This is a genomic window from Fictibacillus sp. 18YEL24 (assembly GCF_015903855.1).
In the GTDB taxonomy this organism is placed as follows: domain Bacteria; phylum Bacillota; class Bacilli; order Bacillales; family Fictibacillaceae; genus Fictibacillus; species Fictibacillus phosphorivorans_C.
This window is the reverse complement of sequence record NZ_JACZDT010000001.1, coordinates 618,173-644,613: the sequence shown is the minus strand read 5'-3', so window position 1 is coordinate 644,613 and position 26,441 is coordinate 618,173. Positions and strand designations below refer to the sequence as shown.

At 38.1% G+C, this 26,441-nt stretch carries 31 protein-coding genes; 25 read left to right on the top strand and 6 right to left on the bottom strand.

Annotated features, from left to right (window positions below):
* The first annotated feature begins 15 nt into the window (after positions 1–15).
* The 7 genes from HU823_RS03340 (at position 16) to HU823_RS03310 (ending at position 8,957) form a co-directional block, all read left to right on the top strand.
* Positions 16–966, top strand: coding sequence for an ABC transporter permease (locus HU823_RS03340; RefSeq protein WP_197221160.1), 951 nt, complete (start codon positions 16–18; stop codon positions 964–966).
* A gap of 12 nt (positions 967–978) precedes the next feature.
* Positions 979–1,875 carry a carbohydrate ABC transporter permease gene (locus HU823_RS03335; protein WP_197221159.1) on the top strand — a complete coding sequence of 299 codons (897 nt, stop codon included), beginning with the start codon at positions 979–981 and terminating at the stop codon, positions 1,873–1,875.
* 68 nt (positions 1,876–1,943) lie between these two features.
* Entirely contained in the window at positions 1,944–3,530 is a 1,587-nt protein-coding gene (locus HU823_RS03330; RefSeq protein WP_197221158.1) for an ABC transporter substrate-binding protein, read from the top strand.
* A 63-nt stretch (positions 3,531–3,593) separates the two neighbouring features.
* Positions 3,594–4,580 (top strand): carbohydrate kinase family protein, encoded by a 987-nt coding sequence (locus HU823_RS03325; RefSeq protein ID WP_197221157.1) that lies wholly within the window; start codon positions 3,594–3,596, stop codon positions 4,578–4,580.
* Complete coding sequence (locus HU823_RS03320; protein ID WP_197221156.1) at positions 4,577–6,073, top strand: glycoside hydrolase family 32 protein; 1,497 nt, start codon at positions 4,577–4,579, stop codon at positions 6,071–6,073. The genes HU823_RS03325 and HU823_RS03320 overlap by 4 nt, the downstream gene beginning before the upstream one ends.
* Position 6,074: 1 nt before the next feature.
* Positions 6,075–8,309, top strand: coding sequence for a GH32 C-terminal domain-containing protein (locus HU823_RS03315; protein WP_197221155.1), 2,235 nt, complete (start codon positions 6,075–6,077; stop codon positions 8,307–8,309).
* Positions 8,310–8,336: 27 nt separating this feature from the next.
* A complete protein-coding gene (locus tag HU823_RS03310) occupies positions 8,337–8,957 on the top strand; it encodes a YesL family protein (RefSeq protein WP_197221154.1) in 621 nt (206 codons plus the stop codon).
* A gap of 37 nt (positions 8,958–8,994) precedes the next feature.
* Here HU823_RS03310 and HU823_RS03305 read toward each other — a convergent pair whose 3' ends face one another.
* Both HU823_RS03305 and HU823_RS03300 read right to left on the bottom strand, forming a co-directional pair.
* The gene (locus HU823_RS03305) at positions 8,995–9,654 is read right to left on the bottom strand and encodes a YdcF family protein (RefSeq protein WP_197221153.1); all 660 of its coding nucleotides are present in this window, start codon (positions 9,652–9,654) and stop codon (positions 8,995–8,997) included.
* Between the two features lie 226 nt (positions 9,655–9,880).
* Positions 9,881–10,714 (bottom strand): YitT family protein, encoded by an 834-nt coding sequence (locus HU823_RS03300; RefSeq protein ID WP_137789114.1) that lies wholly within the window; start codon positions 10,712–10,714, stop codon positions 9,881–9,883.
* 141 nt (positions 10,715–10,855) lie between these two features.
* Between HU823_RS03300 and HU823_RS03295 the strand changes: the two genes are divergently transcribed.
* From HU823_RS03295 to HU823_RS03285, 3 genes are all read left to right on the top strand, one after another.
* Positions 10,856–11,530 (top strand): GntR family transcriptional regulator, encoded by a 675-nt coding sequence (locus HU823_RS03295; protein ID WP_197221152.1) that lies wholly within the window; start codon positions 10,856–10,858, stop codon positions 11,528–11,530.
* 26 nt (positions 11,531–11,556) lie between these two features.
* Entirely contained in the window at positions 11,557–12,180 is a 624-nt protein-coding gene (locus HU823_RS03290) for a chloramphenicol phosphotransferase CPT family protein (RefSeq protein ID WP_197221151.1), read from the top strand.
* A gap of 88 nt (positions 12,181–12,268) precedes the next feature.
* On the top strand, positions 12,269–13,519 hold the full coding sequence (locus HU823_RS03285) for a DUF445 domain-containing protein (protein ID WP_197221150.1): 1,251 nt from the start codon (positions 12,269–12,271) through the stop codon (positions 13,517–13,519).
* 115 nt (positions 13,520–13,634) lie between these two features.
* Here HU823_RS03285 and HU823_RS03280 read toward each other — a convergent pair whose 3' ends face one another.
* Positions 13,635–14,057 carry an Lrp/AsnC family transcriptional regulator gene (locus HU823_RS03280; RefSeq protein ID WP_144699511.1) on the bottom strand — a complete coding sequence of 141 codons (423 nt, stop codon included), beginning with the start codon at positions 14,055–14,057 and terminating at the stop codon, positions 13,635–13,637.
* Between the two features lie 159 nt (positions 14,058–14,216).
* Between HU823_RS03280 and HU823_RS03275 the strand changes: the two genes are divergently transcribed.
* Positions 14,217–14,414 (top strand): DUF1272 domain-containing protein, encoded by a 198-nt coding sequence (locus HU823_RS03275; protein ID WP_197221149.1) that lies wholly within the window; start codon positions 14,217–14,219, stop codon positions 14,412–14,414.
* A 356-nt stretch (positions 14,415–14,770) separates the two neighbouring features.
* Positions 14,771–15,328, top strand: a complete 558-nt coding sequence (locus tag HU823_RS03270) for an undecaprenyl-diphosphatase (protein WP_197221148.1) — start codon at positions 14,771–14,773, stop codon at positions 15,326–15,328.
* Positions 15,329–15,399: 71 nt separating this feature from the next.
* Here the strand turns inward: HU823_RS03270 and HU823_RS03265 are convergent, their stop codons facing one another.
* Positions 15,400–16,026 carry a class I SAM-dependent methyltransferase gene (locus HU823_RS03265; RefSeq protein ID WP_197221147.1) on the bottom strand — a complete coding sequence of 209 codons (627 nt, stop codon included), beginning with the start codon at positions 16,024–16,026 and terminating at the stop codon, positions 15,400–15,402.
* 173 nt (positions 16,027–16,199) lie between these two features.
* Between HU823_RS03265 and HU823_RS03260 the strand changes: the two genes are divergently transcribed.
* The 11 genes from HU823_RS03260 (at position 16,200) to HU823_RS03210 (ending at position 23,845) form a co-directional block, all read left to right on the top strand.
* Positions 16,200–16,499 (top strand): hypothetical protein, encoded by a 300-nt coding sequence (locus HU823_RS03260; RefSeq protein WP_144699519.1) that lies wholly within the window; start codon positions 16,200–16,202, stop codon positions 16,497–16,499.
* Between the two features lie 14 nt (positions 16,500–16,513).
* Complete coding sequence (locus tag HU823_RS03255) at positions 16,514–16,966, top strand: GNAT family N-acetyltransferase (RefSeq protein WP_231607250.1); 453 nt, start codon at positions 16,514–16,516, stop codon at positions 16,964–16,966.
* Positions 16,967–17,165: 199 nt separating this feature from the next.
* The gene (locus HU823_RS03250; protein WP_197221146.1) at positions 17,166–17,693 is read left to right on the top strand and encodes an AAA family ATPase; all 528 of its coding nucleotides are present in this window, start codon (positions 17,166–17,168) and stop codon (positions 17,691–17,693) included.
* 113 nt (positions 17,694–17,806) lie between these two features.
* Positions 17,807–18,271 carry a GNAT family N-acetyltransferase gene (locus HU823_RS03245; protein ID WP_370630036.1) on the top strand — a complete coding sequence of 155 codons (465 nt, stop codon included), beginning with the start codon at positions 17,807–17,809 and terminating at the stop codon, positions 18,269–18,271.
* A gap of 66 nt (positions 18,272–18,337) precedes the next feature.
* Positions 18,338–18,625: a hypothetical protein gene (locus tag HU823_RS03240; RefSeq protein WP_197221144.1), complete on the top strand. Its 288-nt coding sequence runs from the start codon at positions 18,338–18,340 to the stop codon at positions 18,623–18,625.
* Between the two features lie 180 nt (positions 18,626–18,805).
* Complete coding sequence (locus HU823_RS03235; protein WP_197221143.1) at positions 18,806–18,976, top strand: hypothetical protein; 171 nt, start codon at positions 18,806–18,808, stop codon at positions 18,974–18,976.
* 69 nt (positions 18,977–19,045) lie between these two features.
* Positions 19,046–21,229, top strand: coding sequence for a type IA DNA topoisomerase (topB, locus tag HU823_RS03230; protein ID WP_197221142.1), 2,184 nt, complete (start codon positions 19,046–19,048; stop codon positions 21,227–21,229).
* 269 nt (positions 21,230–21,498) lie between these two features.
* A complete protein-coding gene (locus HU823_RS03225; protein ID WP_137789129.1) occupies positions 21,499–21,819 on the top strand; it encodes a PadR family transcriptional regulator in 321 nt (106 codons plus the stop codon).
* 52 nt (positions 21,820–21,871) lie between these two features.
* The gene (locus HU823_RS03220; RefSeq protein ID WP_197221141.1) at positions 21,872–22,213 is read left to right on the top strand and encodes a DUF1048 domain-containing protein; all 342 of its coding nucleotides are present in this window, start codon (positions 21,872–21,874) and stop codon (positions 22,211–22,213) included.
* A gap of 120 nt (positions 22,214–22,333) precedes the next feature.
* Positions 22,334–23,095, top strand: coding sequence for an ABC transporter ATP-binding protein (locus HU823_RS03215; RefSeq protein ID WP_197221140.1), 762 nt, complete (start codon positions 22,334–22,336; stop codon positions 23,093–23,095).
* Positions 23,096–23,845 (top strand): ABC transporter permease, encoded by a 750-nt coding sequence (locus HU823_RS03210; RefSeq protein ID WP_197221139.1) that lies wholly within the window; start codon positions 23,096–23,098, stop codon positions 23,843–23,845.
* A 53-nt stretch (positions 23,846–23,898) separates the two neighbouring features.
* Here HU823_RS03210 and HU823_RS03205 read toward each other — a convergent pair whose 3' ends face one another.
* Positions 23,899–24,552 carry a M23 family metallopeptidase gene (locus HU823_RS03205; protein WP_197221138.1) on the bottom strand — a complete coding sequence of 218 codons (654 nt, stop codon included), beginning with the start codon at positions 24,550–24,552 and terminating at the stop codon, positions 23,899–23,901.
* Between the two features lie 273 nt (positions 24,553–24,825).
* Here HU823_RS03205 and HU823_RS03200 point away from each other — a divergent pair, with 273 nt between their 5' ends.
* Positions 24,826–25,263, top strand: a complete 438-nt coding sequence (locus tag HU823_RS03200; protein WP_197221137.1) for a VOC family protein — start codon at positions 24,826–24,828, stop codon at positions 25,261–25,263.
* A gap of 45 nt (positions 25,264–25,308) precedes the next feature.
* On the opposite strand, the gene HU823_RS03195 is transcribed toward HU823_RS03200, so the two are convergent.
* On the bottom strand, positions 25,309–25,566 hold the full coding sequence (locus HU823_RS03195) for a hypothetical protein (protein WP_197221136.1): 258 nt from the start codon (positions 25,564–25,566) through the stop codon (positions 25,309–25,311).
* A 187-nt stretch (positions 25,567–25,753) separates the two neighbouring features.
* Here HU823_RS03195 and HU823_RS03190 point away from each other — a divergent pair, with 187 nt between their 5' ends.
* The gene (locus HU823_RS03190) at positions 25,754–26,227 is read left to right on the top strand and encodes a YjdJ family protein (protein WP_197221135.1); all 474 of its coding nucleotides are present in this window, start codon (positions 25,754–25,756) and stop codon (positions 26,225–26,227) included.
* The last annotated feature ends 214 nt before the right edge of the window (positions 26,228–26,441 follow it).

The following is a 26,441-nucleotide window of genomic DNA, read 5'->3' as shown; positions in this document are numbered from 1 at the left end:
CGTGGAGGTGAAGAAATGGAATTTTCCATAAATAAAGAGAAACAAGTTGTTGTTCCTAGAAAGAAGACAAGGCGAAAAAAAATCATGCGCAACTGGGAGTTATATCTGTTTGTTCTTCCCTGTTTATTATGGTTCGTCGTGTTCAAGTATGTTCCGATGTATGGTATCCAGCTCGCGTTCAAACAGTACATACCTACAGAAGGGATATGGGGAAGTCCTTGGATAGGCTTTCAGCATTTTACGAGGTTCTTCGAATCTTATCAGTTTTGGACACTAATAAAGAATACGCTCAGCTTAAGTCTTTGGGCATTTGTATTTACGTTCCCAGTACCCATCATCGTAGCACTTCTGTTGAATCAATTGGCGAGCGAACGCTACAAGAAGTTCGTTCAAACGGTTATCTATGCACCACATTTTATCTCAACCGTTGTTCTGGTCGGTATTCTGTTCGTGTTCTTATCTCCGACCAGTGGAATCGTGAACCACCTTATCGTCTTGTTTGGGGGGGAACCCATTCTTTTCATGGCAAGACCAGAATGGTTCAAACCACTCTATGTCATATCTGGTCTTTGGCAAGAAACAGGATGGGCGACCATCATATATCTTGCGGCTCTAGCGGGGGTCTCGCCTGCTCTACATGAAGCGGCAATCATGGATGGTGCGAATAAGTGGCAGCGCATCTGGCATGTTGATATTCCGGGAATACGGCCGACAATCGTGATACTTTTAATTCTTGCAATCGGTAACATCATGAACATTGGATTCGAAAAAGCCTTTTTGATGCAAACAGATCTGAACAAATCGGCCTCAGCCATCATTCCAACTTATGTTTATGAGATTGGTCTTCAACGTGCTCAATACAGCTTTGCAGCGGCAATAGGACTTTTTAATTCTGTTATAAACTTGATCATGCTCTTATTGGTAAATAGAATCGTGAGAAAGTTTGGTGGTAACAGTTTATGGTAAGGAGGGAAGAAGATGAAAACACTCAGACGGACAAAAGGTGATATCACGTTTGACGTAGTGAACTACGCATTGATGACTCTATACGCTTTAATGGTTTTGTATCCGCTGTACTTTATTTCGATCAGTTCAATCAGTGATCCGAACGCTGTATTTGCTGGGGAAGTTTGGCTTTGGCCCAAGGATATTACGCTAGAAGGCTATGAAAGGATCTTCAGCGATAAGTTAATCTGGATCGGGTACAGCAACACGATTCTTTATGCTGCCGTCGGAACTGCAATATCAATCATGTTAACGCTAACCGCAGCTTACCCCCTATCGAGACCTGATTTTTACGGAAGAAATCTTATCATGCTTTTATTCGTTTTTACGATGTTCTTTAGCGGAGGTCTCATTCCAACATACCTTCTTGTAAAGGATCTTGGGATGGTTGATACCATTTGGGCGATGGTCATACCTAACGCCGTTGGTGTATGGAATATCATAATCGCTAAAACGTTCTTTGAAACGTCTATCCCAGGGGAGCTAAGGGAAGCCGCTTTTATAGATGGATGCTCTAACACGCGTTTTTTCTTTAAGATCGTCCTGCCTCTTTCAAAACCAATTATCGCTGTTATGGTGCTGTTTCATGTCGTTGGGCATTGGAATGGATTCTTTGACGCTTTGATCTATTTAAATGATGAATCGAAGTATCCGCTTCAGCTGATCTTAAGAAATATTTTAGTAGAGAACCAAGTATCAAACTCTGCAGCCATGATGATGGATGTAGAATCATATGCAGCCAAGCAACGTGTAGCTGAACTCATAAAATATGGCATGATCATCGTTTCGACCATTCCATTATTGATCCTCTATCCTTTCTTACAACGTTATTTTGTGAAAGGCGTCATGATCGGATCTATCAAAGGATAAAAAGTTTAGGAGGTGATTAGGACTAAAACGGGTTCATTGAAGTTAGCAAAAACATTAGGGGGGATAACATGAAGAAGGTATTTTCAGTAGGAACAACGGTTTTGTTAAGTGCTAGTCTAGTATTGGCAGGCTGTAACTCAAAAGAAGAATCCGAGCCAAAGGATAAAGCGACTTTTGAGAAAACTGGCCTGCCAATCGTCAAAGAAAAAGTTTCACTTAATATTGTAGCACCAAAAGCACCGCTCGCACCAGATTATTCTGAGATGGAGATCTTTAAAAGGCTTGAAAAATCAACAAACGTAGCTATCAAGTGGAAGAACATCCCTGATACGGACTATCAGGAAAAGAAGAATCTACTTCTCGCGAGTGGTGATCTTCCAGACGCTTTTTACGGAGCGCAGTTCACTGATTATGATCTTGTGACCTATGGACAGAACGGCACACTGATCCCGCTCGAAGACCTCATCGAAGAATATGCACCAAACTTAAAAGAAGTTTTTAAGAAACGCCCTGAGATAGAAAGAGGGATTACGGCTCCTGATGGTCACATCTATTCACTTCCAACGGCAGAAGAGATGGGGATCGGTGATACACCGTTCTTCCCGTCTATCAATAAGAAGTGGTTAGATAATCTAGGACTTCAAATGCCAACGACCCTTGATGAGTATACAGAAGTACTTCGTGCTTTTAAAACACAAGATCCTAATGGAAACGGTAAGAAAGATGAGATCCCACTAAGTTTTATGCATCTCTGGTGGTGTGCGGATATCGGTGATTTCTTTGCAGCCTTTGGTCAACCGGATAACCTCGATCATCGTATAGTACGGGATGGAAAAGTAATCTTTACAGCTGACAAACCAGAATACAAAGAAGCTCTTCAGTACTTCCATCAATGGTATAAAGAAGGATTAATCGATCCTGAATCTTTCACACAAGATGCGGCTCAGTATTTAGCAAAAGGAAAGACAAAGGATGAGACACTCGGCTCTTATATCTGGTGGGAAACCGAGGAAGTAGTGGGTCCTGAACGAGCAGGGGATTATGTTCTAATGCCTCCACTTGAAGGACCGAAGGGGGAAAAGCTAGTCGGTCGATCGAACGGTTCAGAGTTTGCTAGAAACGCCTTTGTAATCACAAATGCCAATAAGAACCCTGAGATCACGATGCGCTGGATCGATGAGCAATATGAACCTAAGATGGCTGCACAGATCCACTGGGGCCCGATTGGAATCATCTATGAAGAAGACGAGAACGGAAAACTTGTGAACAAAGAACTTCCTGAAGGTGTCGCTATGGGAGAATATCGTCAAAAAGTAGCACCTAATGGTGCGGGCGTTATTCTAAAAGAAGATTTTGGTACGATCGTTGAGATGGAGCCACGAGCTAAGCAAAGAATTGAAGATCTTGATAATATCTATCGGCCTTTTATGGAAAAAGAAAAGTATCCAACGATCTTCTTTAAACCAGAGGAGTTAGATCAGATCAACACGATAGAAACCGATGTTAAAGAACTCGTGAACCAGACTCGCGCGAAGTTCATCGTTGAAGGATTCAGTGATAAAGACTGGAAAGCCTATGTAAAAGCTTTAGAAGAAATGGGAGTCGAAGATATGATGAAGATCTATCAAGACGGACTGGACCGTTTTAATAAATAAAAAAATCTAGGGAAGCCGGAATTCGTTTTTGTTTTCCGGCTTTTTAAAATCGTGGTGATGAACATGATAGAGATAGATGTAATAGCAATCGGTGAGCTTTTGATCGATTTTACACCAGCTGGTACTTCAGCTAACGGAAATACAATCTATGAACAAAATCCGGGGGGAGCACCCGCAAACGTTGTAGCTGCTCTAGGAAAATGGGGAAGATCTACTTCAATGATTGCTAGAGTCGGGGATGATTTTTTCGGTGAGGACTTGATAACTACTTTAAAGGAGCACCATATCGATTGTAGTCTCATTACAAGAGACGTAAAAATCCCTACGACGCTTGCTTTTGTGAAATTAGATGAAGATGGCAACCGTTCGTTTCGTTTTTATCGTAAACCTGGGGCAGACCTTATGTTGTGTAAAGAGGATATAGAAGAAACGGATATCAAGCGTTGTAAGGTATTCCACTTCGGCTCTGTCTCCTTAACGGGTGGAACCTCTCGAGAAGCAACATGGCATGCGGTAGAGCGAGCGATTGAAAACTCGAAAATCATATCGTTTGATCCCAATATCCGTGAACTTCTATGGGAAGATCATGATGAGATGAAAGAACAGATCAAAAGAGGACTCTCGGTAGCTCACCTTGTGAAGATGTCAGAAGAGGAACTTCAATTTGTTACAAGTGAGAAAGAGTTAGAAAAAGCAGCTAAGTTAATCGCAGAAACGTATTCTATCCCCTTACTCATCATTACATTAGGTGCTTTGGGTTCCTATTATATGTTTAATGGAAAAGCGGGTTTCGTTCCAGGTTACAGAGTAAGAGCTCTCGATACAACTGGCGCAGGTGATGTTTTTTGGGCGAGTGTCTTACACCAACTTTTAGAAAGAATAATCCTTCTTGAGCTAAAAGAAACCGATATCAGGAACATAATTCAAACAGCGAATGCCGTAGGTGCTTTATCTACGTTTAAAAAAGGGGCCATCCCTTCAATTCCGACTGTAGATGAGATAGAACAATTTTTTCACCAACACCAAAGAAAAATGGAGGATAAGATATGAGTCTGAAGATAAGCCCGACGAACTTTTTTAACGAGAAGTTTCGTCCTCAATTTCATTTTACACCGATAAAGAACTGGATGAACGATCCGAACGGAATGGTGTATTTTCAAGGAGAATATCACTTGTTCTATCAACATCATCCCGAGAGTACTGTATGGGGGCCAATGCACTGGGGTCATGCGGTAAGTTCTGATATGGTTCACTGGGAACACCTTCCGATCGCTCTTTTTCCCGATGAGAACGGATTTATCTTTTCAGGCAGCATCGTCATAGATACTTCGGATTCTACTGGTTTCTTTGATGGAGGTGAAGGACTGGTAGCCATTTTCACACATGCTGGTGAACACCCAAATACAAAAAAACCACGACAGGTTCAAAGTTTAGCATACAGTAAAGACAAAGGAAGAACGTGGACGAAATATGAAGGGAATCCGGTCCTTAAAGATTCTTCTATCATAGATTTTCGTGATCCAAAAGTGATCTGGCATGAAGAAGAAAGAAAGTGGATCATGGTGCTTGCTGCTGGAAACCATGTTCGGTTCTATTCATCAATTGATATGAAGTCATGGAGCTTTGAGAGCTCGTTCGGAGAAACAGAAGGTTCTCACCTAGGTGTGTGGGAATGTCCAGATCTTTTTCCACTACCCGTTGATGGCGGTCACAGATGGGTACTCATTGTTAGTATCGGAGATAATTCTGCATACAATGAAGGCTCCAGAACACAATACTTCGTCGGGGATTTTGATGGAAAGACTTTTACGAACGAAAACGATCCAAAAGCGGTGTTATGGTTAGATTTTGGAAGAGATAACTATGCAGGTGTGACGTGGAGTGACGTGCCGAAAGAAGACGGTCGTCGATTGTTTATCGGTTGGATGAGTAATTGGAAATATGCCAATCAAGTACCCACTGAAACATGGAGAAGTGCGATGACTCTCCCGAGGTCTCTATCTTTATCTTCGACAAAGGAAGGTATCCGACTGGTTCAAACACCTGTTCATGAAATCTCTGCTCTTAGAAAGCCAGTAACATCTATCCAGCGAACCATAACGCTCGTTCCAGGGGAGAATATTTTAAAAGATATAAAGAGTAAAACCTTTGAACTTAAAGCTAGGTTTATGATGAAAGAAGCTTCTGTATTTGGACTTAAAGTGCATCAATCAAAAGATGAAGAAACGATTATCGGATTTGATTCTCTTCGTTCTGTTCTCTACGTAGACAGAAGAAGATCTGGAGACCATTCCTTTCATAACGCATTTTCATGTATTCAAGAAATGGATGTTTTAGAAGGCGAGCATTTATCTCTACACATTTTTGTGGATACTTCTTCAGTGGAAGTGTTCGCAAACGACGGAAAACATGTCTTAACTTCTTTGATCTTTCCCGGAGAGGAAAGTGATGGGTTAGAACTCTTTTTAGATCACGGAGATGTCAATCTTCATTCACTTGACCTATTCAACTATCACTCCATATGGGCAAAAGGAGGAAGTTGATATGTCTCGGTTGATCGCTCATTGGGCGTTTGATGAAGGAATTGGGAAAGCTACAAAAGAACAGATAAACGAACAATGGCATGACATCGACTATGTGTTTAATGATGCTACTGATAAACCATCAAGTGATCCGCTTTGGAGACAAGGTATTGAAGGCAACTGTCTACTCTTTGACGGTTATTCAACATCGATTAATTGTGAGGGTCTTTCTCCTAAGTCGTTATCAGAGATGACCATTGAAGCTTGGGTGGCACCTCGTTCGTTTGAATACGGTGCTGATGGAAAGCTTTCAGCCATTATCAATCAACATAACCAAGATAAACATGTAGGGTTTCTCCTAGGAATCTACCGACATGGCACATGGTCATTTCAAGTGGGAACAGGCGATGAATGGCTTGAAGTTTGGGATGAAGGACATCCACTTCCTCCAGCAGAATGGTCACATATCGCAGCTGTTTTTAGTCCTCAACATGGTTACATGAGTCTGTATCTAAACGGCGAACAAATTGCGACGAAAAAAATTAAAGAAGGGTCTAAAGTAGTGTTGGGTGAGGAAGATCTTGTAATTGGTAAGCACAATCATCCGTTCATGATCGAAGATGTTTTTTCATTAAATATGTATAACGGTTTATTGGATGAACTTAAAATTTATGATGGAGCTCTATCACCTATTAAACTACTGAATCATTATGCAAGGGTTAAAGTGATTAAGAATGAGATTCCTGAGATTCCTTACAACGATCTGGTTCTTAATAGAGAGGTGTATGAAGGAGACAGACACCGACCCAGATATCATCTGATTCCACCCGGACATTGGATGAACGAACCACATGCTCCTATTTTTTTCAAAGGGAAATATCACATCTTTTATCAACACAATCCGAAAGGGCCGTATTGGCATTACATCCACTGGGGGCACCTTGTGAGTGACGATCTGGTTCATTGGCACGATATGCCGATCGCTTTGACTCCTGAATCAGGAGAAGTCGACCCAGACGGTGTTTGGTCGGGAAGTGCTTGCTATGATGAGTTTGGTGTACCAGCTCTTTTCTTTACAGCCGGAAATGATGCTGTTTTTCCTAACCAGATGACGGGTCTCGCTAGAAGTACGTATAGTGAAGATGGTGACGTGCTACTTACAAAGTGGAAAAAGGTCGATAAGCCTGTAACCCTACAAACAATAGGTGTAGGCATGAAGATAGGAGATTTTCGGGATCCTTTCGTTTGGAAAGAAGATGAACTGTGGTACCAACTTGTAGGAACCTCTCATGAAGATGGAGGCGGAACAGCTGCACTATACACTTCTTCTAACTTAATAGACTGGAAATATCAGAACCTTTTTTATAAAACGGACCATGAAAAGTATCCATATCTCGGCCCTATCTGGGAACTACCTGTGTTCTTACCCATCGGTGAAGATGAAGAAGGAAACAAAAAATATGTATTTTTGATCTCTCCTGTTGGAGAGGGAGCTGATGTAGAAGTGTTCTATTGGATTGGAGTCTGGGATAAAGAACATTATCGTTTTGTTCCTGATCAAGAAGAGCCTCAGCTTATCGATGTGGGAGATTTTCATTTTACTGGACCGAGTGGCTTTATCGATCCTAAAACAGATAGAGCGATCGTGTTTACTATCACTCAAGGACAGCGGACACTTCAAGAAGAATACAATGCCGGCTGGGCGCATAACGGTGGACTTCCTTTGGAATTGTACTTGCGACATGATGGAGGTTTAGGTGTAAGACCGATCGAAGAGATAACATCCCTTCGATCCGAAAAACTCATAAACTTAGAGAATGTAAGTGTGATAGAGGCTAACCGGCTACTTGCGGAGATTCAGTCTGATTCACTGGAGATACAGTTAGTGTTAAAATTAAAGGAGATCGAGGAAGTTGGCATGTCAGTAAAAATGTCACCTGATAAAGAAGAAGAAACCTATCTTTATTACAACAGATCAAGGAGTATCCTGGGTGTAAACAGGGAGAAGACGACGTTAAATCCTTTAGCAAGAACCAAAGGTATTCAAGAAGGAAAGCTTGAGATTCAAGAGGAACTGCTTAGTCTTCAACTCTTCTTAGATAAATCCATGATTGAGCTTTATGTGAACGAACAAAAAAGTTTAACAACCCGCTCTTATCCAACTAATGAGGAGGCTTTAGGTCTTGAACTCCGAGTAAGGGGAAAAACAGACGTGGTGTCTTTGAAGGTGTGGTCCATCAACGGAGCATATGAATAAATAGAATTCTCTATAAAGGGAGTCAACATGAAACGATTAATTACATCCTTAACCTCTATGCTAAATTTTATAGGACATCTAGTGATCCTAAACGGTCTTTGGCTACTCTTCACCCTCTTAGGGTTGATCGCATTCGGTCTATTTCCGTCAACCGCTGCACTGTTTGCTGTGATTAGAAAGAGTCACAGGTCAAAGTCAGACTTACCTCTTATAAAAGATTATTGGTTCTTTTATAAAAAAGAATTTATACAGTCAAACTTTTTAGGGTTTATCATCTTGTTTTTCGCATACTTCTATTATATCGATTGGAGACATGTACAGTCCTTAAATCTTCCCTATTCTTTAATAGGTTACTTGTTTTTGCTATGTTTATTGCTAATCAGTTGTACGGTGTTCATCTACCTTTTCCCAATAAGAGCTCATTACGAAATAGCGTTAGGTCGTGCCATTAAGATGTCTTTGATTTTGGGCTTGTTACATCCATTCTCTACTCTTAGTATGCTCATGATAGGTGGTGGGTTATATTATCTGTTTTCAACGTTACCTATCCTCTTTCTATTCTTTGGTGGAAGTGCATATACTTATATCCTAATGAAGAGTGCGCTCATGGTTTTTAATAAAAATGAAAGTAAATTAGAGGCAGCCTAAGAAGGCTGCCTACATTAAATTGTAATACAATGTTATCTTAAGATAGTAGATTAAAAGTTGAATCCAATGGAAGAATATCTCCTTTACTTCCATAATGGTTAATTCTCAAATATTCCCCCCACACGCGTTTTCTTCCTACTTCTGTTTCCGCCCAATTGTTTCTGTTCACTTCGGTTCCGTTGTAAACAGTATTAAATGTAAAAGGAATGTACTCAATTTGACTTGGCAAATGCTTTTTGAGTGTTCTTATTTGTCTTCCTGTAGCATGACTTTTACAAACAACCATTAAAGTATGTATCTTCGTAAAGTCAAAAACTTCTTTAGAACAGATTACGTTTTCAAGTGAATTAGTAGATTTTTCTTCAATGAAAATGTTCTTTAAAGGAATTCCTGCACTTTCTAAATAGGACACAATTACTCGTGCTTCAGATACCTCACGATCTGTATTGCCGTCCCAATCGGGATGAGGGAGACCTGTTAAGCTTCTTCCTCCAGTAACAATAATTGTTTCTATATAGTTAAGATTATAAGCTTCAATGACTTTTTCCCAATGCCCACTATGAGTGCCACTAAATACAAATAGTGCATCACATTTTTGAGGTCGTATCTCTCTTTCAAAGGTAATAACAGTTAATAACTCTACGTCACTTTCAGTTAAATCTGGAATAACGGGTTCTTTTGGAATGATGGGATTCATACTAGAAACTCCTTCGAATTAGATTTTAATTCTATATTTAACAATATATTACATATAATGCTTTTTGCAAGATTTTTTTCTGTTTTTTTCTTGTTTTTGCTCTTTTGTGCCTGTTTTTTGATTTAAGAAAGAGAATGTAGGGAAATCGAAAGAGAACTATTTAAAAATAAAACGACCGATTCAAATAAATTGAATAGGTCGTTTTGTAAACTTATATGAGTGCATCTTACGTTTTAGGAAATGTAAATCCTTCTCCAAACACATCTCTTACATCATGGACCACAACAAACGCTTTTTCATCTACGCGTTGGATCATTTTCTTTAACAGAAATAGCTCTTGTTTATTGATTACAACGTAAAGGATGTCTTTAGCTTCATTTGAATAATGACCTCTTGCATTAATAATGGTAACCCCGCGATCCATCTCATCACTTACTTTTTTAGCGATTTCGTCTGTGCTATCAGAAATGATAGTGACAGCTTTTCTTGTATCGAAGCCATCGATCAAGTAATCCAAAATCTTCGTACTAATATATATGGATATTCCAGTGTACATCGTATTTTCGATCCCAATAACAAACGCGGAACCAATAACGACCAGAATATCAAAAACAAACATTGTCGTACTAACACCCCAGCCAAAATGCTGATTCAACATTCGAGCAATAATGGTAGAGCCGCCAGTTGTACCACCTGATCGTAAAACGAGCCCTAAACCGATACCGATAAATACACCTGCAAAGACCGTTCCGAGCATAATATCTACTGAATTTCCCATACCTTCAGTTAAATGAATGAAAAGGGAAGTAAAGAAGATAGCAATCATCGTATACCACGTTACTCGTTTGTTTAACACTTTATACCCGATAGCTAAAAGGAAACCGTTCATGATAAAGTTTGTAAGTCCCGGTGACCATCCTAATACATAATACAGGGTCATCGAAATACCGGTAACGCCGCCTTCACCTAATTCATTTGGGATGGCAAACCAATTTACCCCTAGAGCAAAGAATAGGGATCCTATAATAATTAATGTAATTTCTTTTCCTGTGTGGTTCATATTATCACTCCGTTCAACCTGAATACCTAGGATAATATATCATACTGAATTAATTCGAACAAGATTGTTCTACAATTTTGTTCGTTCGATAATCATCTATGTTAGAATAAGGGAAAAGGACGGTTAGGCAGGTAATTAAAAATGCGTAAAGAAACAGTTGAACAAAGAGTTTATCATTTAATAAAAAATGCAATCTTAAATAGACAAATTGCTCCAGGGAACCAACTATTTGAAAATGCGATCGCAGAGAAAGTCAATGCGAGCAGGACGCCAATTCGAAGTGCAATTATGAAGTTGGAATCAGAAGGATTGGTTAATGTTATTCCGAATAAAGGTGCATTCATCGTTCAGCCGACGATTGAAGAGATGGTTCAAGCCTTTGAAATGAGAAAATCACTAGAGGAAATGGCGATTCAAAAAGGGTTCACTCATCTTGCTGCGGATGAAATCAAACAACTTAAACAACTTCTTAATGAAATGAAGATGGCTTATCAGGAACGTAAGATCGTCCCTTACCAAGAGAAAAATAATGAGTTTCATCTTGTTTTAGCGAATGCTAGTGGCAACAGCTATTTAATTGAATTTATGAAAAAGATTTTGAGTCAGATTACCATCTACATGGTTCTTTATGATGTTTTTAATGGAAAATCTAATAACGAAGAACTCGACATTCTTGAGCACGAGCAGATGATTCTTTACATTGAAAACGGAGAAAAGGAAAAATTAAAAAACTTAATTCTTCAACACCTTGATAAAAGTTTAATGAAACTTCAACAGGATAAATTAAATTATCAATCTCTAACAACATTGTTTTAAAAAGAGCTAAAAAAGGGAGATTTTGTATGGGTCAAACAGATTTGCAGGGGAAAGTTATAATCCTAAATGGTACACCCCGATCAGGGAAATCCAGCATCGCCTCTGTCATTCAAAACAATTTTGAAGGAGTATGGATGAATATCGGGGTGGATCGAATCATGGATATGACACCAGAGAAGTTTCAACCAAGCATAGGCTTAAGGCCAGGTGGGGAGCGGCCAGATTTAGAGCCCCTCATTCAGAAACTGTACCTTGCCATGTACAAATCTATTGTAGCATTCAGTCTTGAAGGCTTGAATGTTGTTGTGGATATAGGGCATCATGATGGGTACTCTGTAAAGCGTAAATTTCTTAATCAAGCGGCACAAATTCTTAACGGTACGCCAACATGGTTGATCGGTGTTCGCTGTCCGATTGACTCGGTGATGAAGCGTCGGATTGAGAGTTGGAAAAAGGGTTATACACCTGATGGCAAGGTTCCAACACCTGTAGCACTTTGGCAGCAGCTTGTTCATGAACCTGGTCTGTATGATTTAGAAGTAGATACCTCATTACTCACATCAGAAGAATGTGCTGCTCAAGTGTACGAAAGAGTTTATCAAGGTCCTCCACCTAGAGCACTTCAAAACATACAGAATCTCGAACTTTAGAATAGTTTAACGTTTTTATTTTTGAATACACATGATTTATAATAGTAATCATAATAACTTGTAAAATCTGAGGGATGTACAATTGAAAATGAAAGATAACAAATCTAAATATTATGCGAAAATATCATTAGGAATCATGGGTGGAGGTTTTCTTGCCACCTTTCCCTTTCAGGATTCTATTGCTGGCCAAGTTCTTCAAGGCGGATTTGAAGCAGGTTTAGTAGGAGGCTTGGCAGATTGGTTTGCCGTTACGGCACTCTTCCGTCATCCCCTTGGGCTTCCAATACCGCATACCGCATTACTTCCTAAAAATCGTGATCGGATGCTTAAAGCAATCATTAATATGCTTGAGAACGATTGGTTAACGAAAGAGAGTATCCAAAATAAAATAAAAGATATGAATATATCAGAAAAGGCAGTACTCGAATTAGAGAGAAGGTTGGAATCACCTTCCTTTCACAAAGGGGTACAGTCTTTAGTTATTCATCTCATAAACGAAATTGATCCTGAAAAATTTTCACCCGTTTTAGAAAAAGAGTTAAAAGACTATTTGCATGGTGTGGATATTGAGCCTGTTCTAGACAAAATGGTGAACGAAGTACTTAAAAGGGAACTGGATGCAAAAGCATTAGACTATGTTTTAGTTGAAACTGAAAAATGGTTAAGAAAAGAAGATACAAAGAACAAAATTGGAATCTTTGCTAAACAATTATTAGACAATACGAAGGCAGACGGCTTCATGAAGATGGCTATTCAATCTTTTAGTCAAATGATCAATGCAGAGAAGTTAGGAAACATGTTACAGCCCTTCTTTCTTAAAAGAATCGTGCTTCTTCAAGAGCCAAATAATTCATATCGAACAGCGATTCTTGATAAAATTCACAGTGAGTTAAAAAATGTGAATGAGAGAAGAGAACTAATAGCAGAACTTGGAGACTGGAAGAATAGTATTGTAGAACAATGGAGTCCTACTGATCAGTTAAGTTCACTGATCGAAAAAACGAAGATAAAATTCATTCATCTAGCTCAAGATGAAGAATGGATAAAGCGTCATATAATTACAATGATCAAGAACCAAATTCAAGTGCTTAAAGAAGATGCAGGCAGAATGATGAAAATAGAAGGCTGGATTCAAAACCAACTATCACTCATGGTTGAGAAGTATCATGCTAAGATTGGACAACTGGTTAAAGAAAACCTTGAAAAACTGGATAATGAGACACTCATAAACATTATTGAGAATAATGTTGGGAAAGATCTGCAATGGATTAGGGTAAACGGGGCGATCTGTGGATTTTTGATAGGAGTTCTTTTAACTACCTTTAAGATGGTAGTGTAATTTCTGTAGTTACTTATTGAAATCGTAATTTTTCACCAGTTTAAGGTAAAGAAAAGACCGATCAAAGGTTTGTTTGGTAACCATTTGATCGGTCTTTTCTGATGTTTACTTACATTTAACTTAAAGATTTATCCGATACGGGTGATGAAAGTCTCATTAATGTAGAAGGTTGTCCGAATTTCATAGAATCATCTATGAAACATTCTAGAGATTGTACGGAATGAGTGACTACTTTAATGAGATAGTTATATTGTCCAGCTAAACGGTGGCATTCAATCACATCAGGATGTTCTTTGCAGAATTCAACAAAAGGCTTACATTTTGTATTGTCATACAGAATAAACGCCATAATCGGTTTATTCATTTTTTCAGGATTAATAATCGCCTTATAACCTTCAATAATTTGTTTATCCTCAAGCTTCTTTACGCGTTCATGAACGGCAGGATTCGAAAGACCAATTTTCTTTCCTAATGCCGTTATTGATGTGCGAGCATCTTGCTGCAAGTGTAAAAGGATCTCTTTATCAATTTCGTCCATCTTTTTCTCCTCGACTTTAAATATTCAGGTATAATTCATCTTTTTCCGAGAGTTTTAATGAAAATCATTGGAAATAGCGTAATTATTCCATGTAAAAGCATTTCTGGAAAAAATATAATATATGTAGTGAGTAATTACAACAAAAAGGGGTTATAAGCTATGTTAGAGATGAGAAAGAAATGTGAAAAATGTTCAGTTGAGCTTCATGATCAGTCGGATGCATACATATGTGTTCATGAATGTACGTACTGCGAAACATGTACGTCGGAAATGAATCATATTTGCATGAATTGTAACGGTGAATTAGTTAGACGTCCAAAACCGGGAGCGCAAATTGTAAGTTGTCCATTAACTTAATGATGGGATTTTAAGTATCTCCTTAAGCTATTCATAAAAAAATGACTAGAATGGGTTTAATAGTTTACGAGTTTGGTAATATTACTAATAACAATAAACTCATTTTAGGAGGAACTAAAATGCTAACGACAACTGTAAACTTGACTGAATATGCTGGGAACAAGGATTTTGACTTAAATGGTTACATATCTCAATTAATTTCTACACCTTCACAAAAGAAATAACAAATGGCAGCCTGTAAGGCTGTTTTTTTGTTTTACACAATAAATTCCATAAAACTGTTAGAGAAGAATCATTGGAAAACCCTACCTCTTTAAGTAACATGAAAAAATAAAGTTAAGATATTAGGAGGTAATATGATTCTAGATACAGATTTTAAGTGGTTTATGTTTATTAATGAACGTGTTTCAACCTATCCGCTAATAGATAATTTAATGATTTTCTTTGCCGAATACGTTCAATATGCATTTGTTTTATTATTGATTATGCTGTGGTGGAGAAATAAAAAGAATGATAGGGTAATCGTCTTTCAAGCCTTGTTTGCATTCTCATTATCATACTCAGTGAATCGACTGTTTGAGTTGTTCCTCTATCGAGAGAGGCCATTTATAACTCATGCCATCGTACAATTGGTAGAGCATGCTGCGAACTCGTCTTTTCCTAGTGATCACGCATCTTCAGCAATATCAATTGCTGTAACGTTAATGTTGGTAACATTAAGGTATAGATATTTCTGGTGTTTGTCCGCTGTCTTAATCACATTTTCAAGGGTATGGGTGGGGGTTCATTATCCATTCGATGTAATGGCTGGCGCATTGAACGGGGTCTTAATCGCACTTGTTACACATTTTTTACTTATTAAAATGAAACTCATCGCTCAATTTCTCAGAAGACCTGTTTTTAATCCATATTAATACACATCCAAAATACCAGAGGCTGAGTTATTATCTTAGCCTCTGGTATTAAGATTTGCTCTAAAGTAAAATCATTTCTTTGTTCCTTTGATAGACACTGTATGAAAACCCCTAGAATCAGGACCTCTTACTAATGAAACATCCTTAAAGCCAGTTTCCATCATGAATGGCATTACTTGATTTTCTGAGAGATTCTTTACACCTTGCCACGTTTCATTTTCCTTACCATTTGAAAAAGTAATAACGACCATTCCACCTGGCATAAGAACTCTATAAATTTCGGAAACAATTGTATTAATATCATCCCAAAAATAGATCGTCTGAATGCTGTACACTTTGTTGAACATCTTGTCAGGAAACGGAAGATCATTAAAATTCGCTTGAATCAGTTTTGTTCTCTCATTATTCATTTTCCTTTTGTTGCGTGTGGTAGCCGACCGTATTGCGGTTGCAGAGAGATCAATACCGACAATTTCCTTTACAAGATATCTATCAGTTATCATTTGTATCGCATAGCCTGCACCACAACCAAGCTCTAAGACATGATCTTGATCTTGCAGTTCTAATAAACCTATGGTCCACTCTGTTTCAGGTTTGTGTTGTCTGACCATCTTTTCTACAATATAAGTACCAACCAGCCCTTTTGGCGTTTGATAGTTCTGATCAATAAACTCTTTTATTGAAGTAAGGAATTTCATTGTTTTCTCCTTTAGTATAAAGCTAGTAAAGTTACTTATTCGCTCTATTCGAAATATAACCCTTTAAACGTAGGTTGAGAAATAGGTAAGGCTAACAAAGCACATTAAACGTAATAGATTGGATAACGGAAAAACTATAATGAATGATTTAGAAAATGAGCAGAGGTGATAGTATGAAAGAAATCATTCAACTTTTTTTGGAAACAGAAATTTCCGATCAAGACTATTATGATGGAATCTTGTCTTTTATCCTTTCTAGTAATATTAGACGTGGCGAGTATGAATGCAACCAGTTTATCATTAAGAAAATGGATTTAAATAACTTTCTGGTATTTGAAGAATTTGAGATAAACAAAAAACGCGAAATTCATAATGCATTTTCTATATCAAAACATGCATTTACAAAAACGATAAATGAATATGCAAAGAAACAAGGAATTACGGTGAAAAAACATATGGGAATTTCTGATTGAAAGGGAAGAGATAATTGGATAATAAACACGTTAAAATCATTCCTTATATACCTGAATACGCGGAACAAACCGTTAAAATGTGGCGCGACAGTAAATTCAAAGCTATCGGCGTGAATGAAATACATAGTTTTGAAAGTCATATCTATTTCCTGAAGAACATCTTAATTAAAGAATTTATTGTTGAGTTAGCGATCGTTAATGAAAAGGTTGCTGGAATGATCGCTTATCATCAATCAGAAATAAGCCAGCTGTATGTACATAATCATTTTCAACAATTAGGGATTGGTAAAACATTGCTACAACGAGCAAAGGAACAATCTACCGGAAGGCTAACTTTACGCACATTTGAAGTGAACAAGAACGCACAACGTTTTTATGAAAAGAATGGGTTTACGGTTATTGGAAGAGGACATGAGAATGAAGAGAATTTGCCTGACCTCCTGTATGAGTGGAAAGCATCAGTATGAATGACTAAGGAAGATGCATAATCTAAAATGTTATTCTTTGTTTCGAAGTACAGAATGTTTTTTAAAATAAAAGTTTGGAAAAAAGTGCGCTTTTCAAGAAGTGCACTTTTTTTATAGTTAATTGGAAGAAGAAGGGATTATCGATTGAAGTTTAGAATTAATCCCTATACTCATGTCCAACCAATGAGGAGATAAGGAGATGTTCGATAAATTTAGGTTTGATACCATTTATGATGAACAGAATGCGATAACACCTTTAGTCGTGATGATGTGTGGCGTAGCCGGTTCTGGGAAAACTACTTTTTCACAACAGTTAGAGAAGAATGGTTTTGTTCGTCTCTCAATTGATGAAGAAATATGGGCTACCCATGGTCGTTGGGGCATTGACTTTCCTATGGAAAAATTCGAAGAATACAGAAGAGACGCAGAAAATAAATTACGTCAGAGGCTAATTAAGCTCATTCACAATAAACAACAAGTGGTCATCGATTTTAGCTTTTGGGATCGATTAAGAAGGATCGAATATAAAAAGCTAATTGAAGAAGCTGGAGGCAAATGGATGTTGATCTATATAAAGGTTCAGCCGGATGAGTTACGAAAGCGCCTAAAGTTACGAAACAAACGCTTTGATGCAAATTCTTTTCCCATTTCTGAGGAACGATTGGCTTCTTATCTTAATGGTTTTGAAGTTCCAAAGAATGAAGGGGAAATCGTAGTAGAAAATTAAACCAAACATTTGGAAAGGATGTTCATATGTTATCAACTCATTGTTATACCTATAAAACTAAAGGTGGAAGAAAAGTAACAATAAGGAAGGCTTCCATACATGATGCTGAAAGGATGTTAATGGCTGCTCCAAAAGCATTGGTGGATGCTCCTTATATGCTAAGTACCGTGGAAGACATTGAAAAGTTAAGTCTTGAAGATATTAAAAGGGAGTTGAACTATTACTCCACAAATCCGAATTATCTCAAACTCGTGGCTGAATATGAAAATGAGATTGCAGGGGTGATTGATTTTAAAAACGGAAACAAAGAAAAAGTCGCACATCAAGGTTCTTTTGCGATGACCGTGTTACCCCAATATCGAAATCTCGGTGTTGGAAGAGCACTGGTAGAAACAATGATTTCTTGGGCAAGAAACAATGAAACGATTGAAAAGGTTTGTCTAGAAGTCATGGAAGACAACCACGGAGCCATACACTTATATAAATCACTGAATTTTATTGAAGAAGGAAGAAAAACGAGAGCTGTAAAAATAGATGGCGGATATCAAGATTTAATCCAGATGGCTTTATTTGTTTAATCACTTAAGAGCTTCCATACATCCCTAGAGAATATCTTGATAGTTAAGAAAAGGTGGGTGATGAAGTTGGCATTTGTAATAGCTACAGGAATTTTAGTCGTTTTAGTAATATTGGCAATAAGTCTTACTAAAGGTAAAACAGCAAAAAGAAAACTCATCGTTTGGGGTTCCTACATTATGGTGGGTTTTAATCCGTTTTTAACTTTTCTCATTTCTATTCCAGTTGGTGCAGCAGTTGGTGATGGGTTTGCTGCTGTGGGTATGATGATGTTATTATTACCTGCTTTCTTTGTCATTGGATTGATAACTTTGTTGGCAGGGATCTTTGCAACAAGTAAGGTTGAACATGCATAAGAGCATTACGGAACATTGAATGTATTTCATTTGATGATCCTAGATTCAGAGAATGATTATTGGATTTACAAACGAAATGGTACAATAAAAAGAAAGCTAACGGATATTATCTTGAAAACTTCTGAGGGAGTCCCATACATAAAACCAGAAATTCAGCTTTTATATAAGGGTGGAAGTTCGGTGATACGGGATAAAGATATTCTGGATTTAGAGAATGTCTTACCTACTTTAAATGATGATTGTAGAGAATGGTTAAGAGATTCATTGACCATTCAGTACCCAAACGGGCATCCATGGATCCAACGAATAAACGCGTACATAGAAAGCTCGCATAATAAGAAACGAGAGTAAGGGTGGTGTATCGCTTCCCTTATTTTCTTTTTCTAGAAGTAAAATTTATCAGTAAATAGGTGAAGTCTTATGAGTAAAATCGTCATTTTAGCAGAAAAACCATCACAAGCTAAGGCTTATTCAGATGCCTTTACAATAAAAAAGAAAGATAAAACGTTTATCGAATTAAACCCATGCAGCACCTTTCCAAATGGCGCAACCATTACATGGGGAATCGGGCATTTAGTTGAACTGAAACAACCTAAAGAATATAAATCAGAGTGGGGAACGTGGCGCTTGTCTTCTCTACCAATCTTACCTGAACGCTATGAATTCAAGGTCGCAACGGGAAAGTATGAACAGTTTAACGCGGTAAAACGCTTATTTAAAGAAGCGGATATCATCATTAACGGATGTGATGTGGATCGTGAAGGTTCGAACATCTTTTATTCGATCTACCATATGACAGGTGTGAGAGGCAAAACCATTAGACGACTGTGGATTAACTCTCTAGAAGTCGATGAGGTTCGTAAAGGATTTTCTAACCTTCATGATAATGAGAAGGATCTATTGCTTTATGCTGAAGCCAAAACACGTCAGATTTCTGATTGGCTCGTTGGCATGAACGGAAGTCGCCTTTATACGTTACTTTTACAGCAAAAGGGATTCACGGATAGCTTAAGCATTGGTAGGGTGCAGTCGCCAACAACGTACTTGATCTACCAGAGGCACCTCGAGATCGAGAATTTTGTGCCGAAACCTTTTTATGAGATTGAAGGGAACTTTACGGCCGCAAACGGAAAGTATAGAGGCAAAGCGAAAATTAAAAGTGAAAAACAAGTAGAAGTCCAACAGCTGCTAGAAAAGCACAGGATTACCGGCAAAGATACGTGTATTATTAAAGCTGTTTCAAAAAAGGAAATGCGAATAAAATCTCCAAAGTTGCATGCCCTCTCAACATTGCAGGCAACAGCGAACAGAAGATGGAAATACAGCCCGAAGAAGGTTTTGGATACCGTTCAGAAGTTGTACGATAAGAAAATCCTATCGTATCCGAGAACAGATACCCAATACATTACCGAAAATGAGTTTGCCTATCTATCGGCGAACCTTGAGTCTTATCAAGATCTTATAGAGAATCGGTTTGATGCAGCTTCCAAACGTCCTAGTAAAAGATATGTAGACGGATCGAAGGTTCAAGAACATTATGCCATCATTCCGACAAAACAGGTTCCAACTCGTGCGAAGATTCAAGGATTATCGATAGAAGAAAAGAACATTTATTTTGAAGTGTTGAACACTACTCTTGCGATGTTTCATCATGATTACGTGTATGAAGAGACAAAAGTAACAACGAGTGTGAACGGCTTGGACTTTGAATCAGTAGGAAAAACAGAGATCAACAAAGGATGGAAAGAACTTTTTAACTATGGATCAAAGGACAAAGAAAACCCAAATGCTAAAAAAGATGAAAACGCAGCACAAGCTCTTCCTAAACTTGAAAAAGGGGAAGAAGTAAAGAGTATTATCAAAATGAAGGAAGGGATGACTAGCCCTCCGAAACCTTATACAGAAGGTCAACTCATCTCGATGATGAAAACGTGTGGTAAGTCGGTCGAGAATGAAGAAGAAATGGAAATTTTGAAAGAAGTAGAAGGCTTAGGTACTGAGGCAACGCGAAGTGGAATCATTGAAACCATTAAAAAGCATCAATACATTGAAGTGAAGAGGAACATTGTACACATAACCGAAAAAGGGAAAATTCTGTGTCAGTCCATAGAAGGCAATCTGCTTTCCAGTCCATCCATGACCGCTAAATGGGAAACCTATTTGAAGAAGATTGGAAACGGAAATGGGACACCTCAAGCTTTCTTAGGAAGTATCGCAAAGTTTCTCAATAAATTGATTGAAGAAGTACCTGGACAATTGAATGCTGCACCTATCCAGCAGAGCATTGATGGAGTGAAGAATGTGAGTCAGAAACCGATTGCTACTTGTCCACGGTGTAAAAAAGGAAAGATCAGCGTAAGTCGGTCTTATTATCGATGCTCGGAACATGTTAATGGCTGCAAACAAACTTTTCCAGGGAAATTACTCGGTAAGACGATTACCGAAAAACAGGTAAAGGATCTTTGTACGAAAGGGAAAACAAGTCTTATTAAAGGTTTTAAACCAAAAGCGAAAGAAAAGAAAAAGTTCAGTGCGACGCTCATTTTGAAAGATGATTTCACGATAGGTTTTGAGTTTGCTAATAATCAGTTTGTAAAGAAGTAAAGATTGATTTGGTTTAGGAGAGGTAGAAAGAATATTGCTACTTTCGCTCTCTGTTAAGTTCATCATAATTTGAAGACTCGTCTGAGACGAGTCTTTTATAAACAGTAAAAATTTATTTTTGGAAAACAGTTGACATTTCTGGTACTCAGTCATACAATGTAGAGGTAATAAGTAATACTAAATAGCAATCGTGACTTTAACTCTATTTTTTTTACAACGGTACTAAGTCATACTTATTATAGGTCAGATGAAATAAGGAGGCTTTTAACATCGAAAACTTAACAGAAATGCTTAAAGGTTCACTTGAAGGCTGCGTGTTGGAAATTATCAGCCGTCATGAGACCTATGGCTATGAGATTACACGCCGCTTAAACGATCTTGGATTTACAGAAGTAGTGGAGGGGACAGTATACACAATCCTCGTCCGATTGGAAAAGAAGAAACTAGTAGACATCGTCAAGAAGCCATCAGATATGGGACCACCTCGAAAGTTTTACACGCTTAATGAAGCTGGCAGACAGGAACTTGAATCATTTTGGAGAAAATGGGATTTCGTTTCTTCAAAGATTAATGTATTGAAATCACAATAAACTCATAAAGTGTTTCGGTAGCATGATGAATGGATAAAAGGAGGAAAGAAATATGTTGGAATGGATTAAAAAGATGATCGGTGATAAGAAAGAATACAAAATGATGATGGCTCGTGTTGAAGCTCTTCCAGAGGATTATCAATTTGTATTTAAAAAGATTCAAACGTATATGTGGAACTTTTCATCTGGAAACGGTATGGATATGCTGCACATCCAATATGAGTTAATTGATTTGTTTGAAGCAGGAGCAGCTGAAGGAAGACCCGTGCTCGACATTACTGGAGAAGACGTGGCATCTTTCGCAGATGAACTCGTAGCAAACGCTAAAACCTATTTTGCTAAATATCGTGAAGATCTGAACCAAAGCATTAAGAAGGAATTAGAAAAAGAGTAACATATATGGCTGAATAGCTTGAAATGGGAACTATTCAGTTGTTTTTTTGCACGGTACTAAGTATTACTTATTATCAGTGTTACTGAATAGTGGAAGTCATAATTTATTAGGAGGAAAAACATGAATCAAACAGCGATTTCTATAAAACGCTTGAAAAAGTCTTTCAAAGATAAGGAAGTTTTAAAAGGAGTAGATCTTGAGGTGCAGAGGGGTGAGATCTTCGCATTGTTAGGATCAAATGGAGCGGGAAAGACAACGATCGTCAACATTCTTTCTACGTTGATGAAAGCGGATGAAGGGGAGGCGATAATCTGCGGATTCGATGTCGATTATCAACCCGATGGAGTTCGTCAAAGCATTAGTCTAACAGGGCAGTTTGCAGCTATAGATGGAATGCTTACTGGGCGGGAAAATCTGATGATGATCGCTAAGTTAAGAAGTATTCACAACCCAGCTCAAGTAGCAGATCAATTACTTGCAAGACTCAGCTTAACGGAAGCTGCGAACAAACGAGCGGACCAATATTCTGGTGGGATGAAACGAAGGCTAGATATTGCCATGAGTCTAATCGGGGCACCGGACGTCATTTTTCTTGACGAACCCACAACAGGACTTGATCCTGAAGCACGTATTGAAGTTTGGGATACCGTTAAGGAACTTGCTAATGGTGGCACGACCATATTGCTGACCACACAATACTTGGAAGAAGCCGAGCAACTCGCGAATCGTATCGCGATATTACATGGTGGGAAAATCATTAAGACCGGCACGCTGCAAGAACTGAAAGAGATGTTCCCGAAAGCTATAGTGGAGTACGTTGAGAAGCAACCATCACTAGAGGATATTTTCCTCAACATCATCGGTAAAAAGGAGAGTGTGTAAATGAAAAGTATAACAGGAACTTTATTAGGTCGATTAATGCGTAATATCATGCGAAGTCCGGATACGATTATAACAGTGGCTATTACGCCGATTATGATGATGTTATTGTTTGTTTATGTATTTGGTGGTGCCATTGAGACAGGGACAGACAACTATGTGAATTACTTATTACCGGGAATTTTGCTGATGGCGATCGCATCAGGCGTGGCTTATACGTCTGTTCGACTGTTTACAGATGTGAAGAGTGGATTAATGGCTCGTTTTATAACCATGCCAATCAAAAGATCATCCGTATTGTGGGCACATGTTTTAACCTCACTTGTTTCTAATGCACTTACGATCTTGATTGTTATTTTAGTCGCCTTGCTGATGGGTTTTCGTTCTAACGCGGGACTTCTAGATTGGCTTTCTGTAGCGGGGATACTTAGTCTGTTTACACTAGCACTAACATGGCTTGCCGTTATTCCAGGCTTAACAGCAAGTTCAATGGAAGGAGCTACCGCTTATTCGTACCCGCTCGTATTCCTACCCTTTATCAGTTCAGCATTCGTTCCAACAGAAACGATGCCTAAGATTGTCCGGATCTTTGCTGAAAATCAACCCGTTACTTCCATTGTAAACGCCATTCGTGCACTATTGTATGAGGGACCCGTTGGAAATGATATCTGGATTGCGCTTGTTTGGTGTATCGGAATTATGGTGATTGCTTACTTCTTTGCTAGTAAAAAGTTCAAACGGCAGTTGGGATAATGAAGTGAACAACAAAAAGAGACAAAGCGAGAGTTGCTTTGTCTCTTTCGTTATTAGTTTTTAAAAGGAAGGTCATCTTCTGAAGAAGATTGATAGCCGTCTCCAATGATATAGATACTCTGGTTATCTGGAGCAGAAACTTTGGTATATAAAACATTTTTCGGAGATAATACTGTGCTGGCTGTACCCGCTTTTATAATGTTAGAACTTGACCCTAATGTTGGAGAGTATTGATAATAAGTCGTGTCTGTATCGATTTCAAGGTGAAGGTGCGGCCCCGTTGAATACAAACCTGTATTTCCATAGTTACCTAATCGCGTATCTTTTGTAACACTTTGTCCTTTAGACACAGCAATTGAAGCTAAGTGATTATAACGGAACACAAGATCTTTCGTTGCTTTCGTTGAATGAATGTATGCTGCAGGATATTTCACAATGACGGTGTTTCCTAAAACGTTATCGTAGCCTGTAGCTAAGACTTTTCCAGATCCACTTGCCCAAACCGCTCTGCTGCTGTTAGAGGATGTTAAGTCCCATCCATAGTGTTTGAAACCAAATTTCTTCTGGTAGTTAGCATTTAGAAACCCGGCCGTAATATACGCGTTGTTGATCGGTTGAATCAACTTTTGAGCTGCCGAGGCAAACGATGGAGCAACGAGCACGAGTGAAAAAACAAACAGTGTGACTAGACTTAGAAACTTTTTCATAATAACTCTCCTCCTCTTAATGTGTTCCAATATAATACAGAAAAGGAAATGTGTATATGAATTTAAGAGAGGTTGTTGAAAAATGATCATGTCTTACTATAGAAGCATTTTCGCATGATCCATCTTTAGTAGTTTTAGTATGAATCTATGTAACTACTTAAGTAATTTAAAATAGTTGAAGGGTTTTGAAGGATTTATTTAAACAAAAAGGATAAAGAGAAGTTCAATCGAATATTTCTTATGAGCTAAAATGAACTCTTGGAGGAAGCGATTATGAAGGTGAATAGAATCGATCATGTGAGTATAAATGTAAACAATCTTTCTGAAGCGAAAGCTTTTTTCCTTGATATAGGTCTTGAAGTAAAAGCGGAATGGGAACTTGAGGGAGACCAGTTGGACAGGATTGTTGGACTAAAGAATGTTAGAACACGTTGTGTAGGACTAGGAATGCCTGACGGTCACACTTGGTTAGAGCTCGTCAAATATTATACGCCTGCAGATGAATCTCACCCACAACTACATTCTCCAAATACACTAGGCATTCGGCATATTTGCTTTGCTGTTGAGGACCTTGAGGCTATTATTGCTATTTTGAAAGAGAAAGGCATAGAGACTTTTAGTGAGATCGAGCAATATGAAGACAGCTACAGACTTTGCTATGTTCGTGGTCCCGAGGGGATTATTCTAGAGTTAGCGGAGAAAATCGTGTAATTTAAAAGACCAGACTAATAATCTGGTCTATTTTAGCTGGCTAGATTAGGGTTTATTCCAAGTTACGATTAAGAAAAAAACAGTGATTATCACGATTAATCCAGATAAGGTTAGCGTCAAAATACTTGCCGTTTTCCATTTTCCTTTACTTGAGAAAAGTGTTAAGATCCAGGCAACAATATAGCCCCAAAGCGCAAACCATGCATAAGAAGCTGCAAAGAATTCAATATATTTTCCAAGCCAAGTTGGTATCAAACCCACGATAAAAATGATTATTGCAAATAACCCCATGTACTTTTTCATAAGTGGTTGCACCTCTGTTTATGGTATATGTTACTAAATTACCATATTATGTATGTTAGTGGTGAGAAATTTACTGCCTTTCAAGAATTAATTTGCCTTAAAGTAAAATTTAGTCAAATAGTAGTAAGCAACGAAAGGTCTCACATGGTAAAATAAGGTACATTATCAAGCGAGAGGAAATCTACTTATGTCATATGTTATTCAATTTGTTTTAGCAGTTATTGTGTTTCTTGTTTCAACGTTTTCAGCATGGTATGAAGGAAGTGAATTAAGAGATACACAGTGGGAATGGAAGTACTCGGCTATTTTTTCGAAATGGAAACATGGAACGGTAACAAACGTCTCTGAGATATCAGGATTTGATCATTTCATTTATGCCGCAAAATTTAAACCACTGTTTCCAATACTCATGACAATCAGTTTACTGTATATCCTTGTACTACTGGCTACATGGCTTTTAAGTAATCACACAAACAAACTGAGCTTGTTTTTCACCATACTCGGTCTTACATTATTTGTGGCTAGTTCGTTAACCTTTAGATCTCCGACTGTGGGTCTGGAATGGTTTACTTGGCTGTTTCTGTTAGCTGGAATGTCGAGTAGCATTGTTGCAGTAATATTGAGGATAAAATTTACATCGAACAATCAAGAGGCATTTTAAGCATGGATAAACATTATAAGACTGCATTTCCTCTAGAAGAGGAAGTGCTTTTTTATTATAGAACTAAGTAATTTCGGCTATGTAATTTAATATGATGGTGATAATCTCAGTATGGAAAATAAAGAAAGAATAGAAAAAATATCAAAAACTCAGTTTCTCCTTCTATTATGATAGTAGTGAGGTGAGCAGGATGTATAGTGAAGTCACGAAGGAG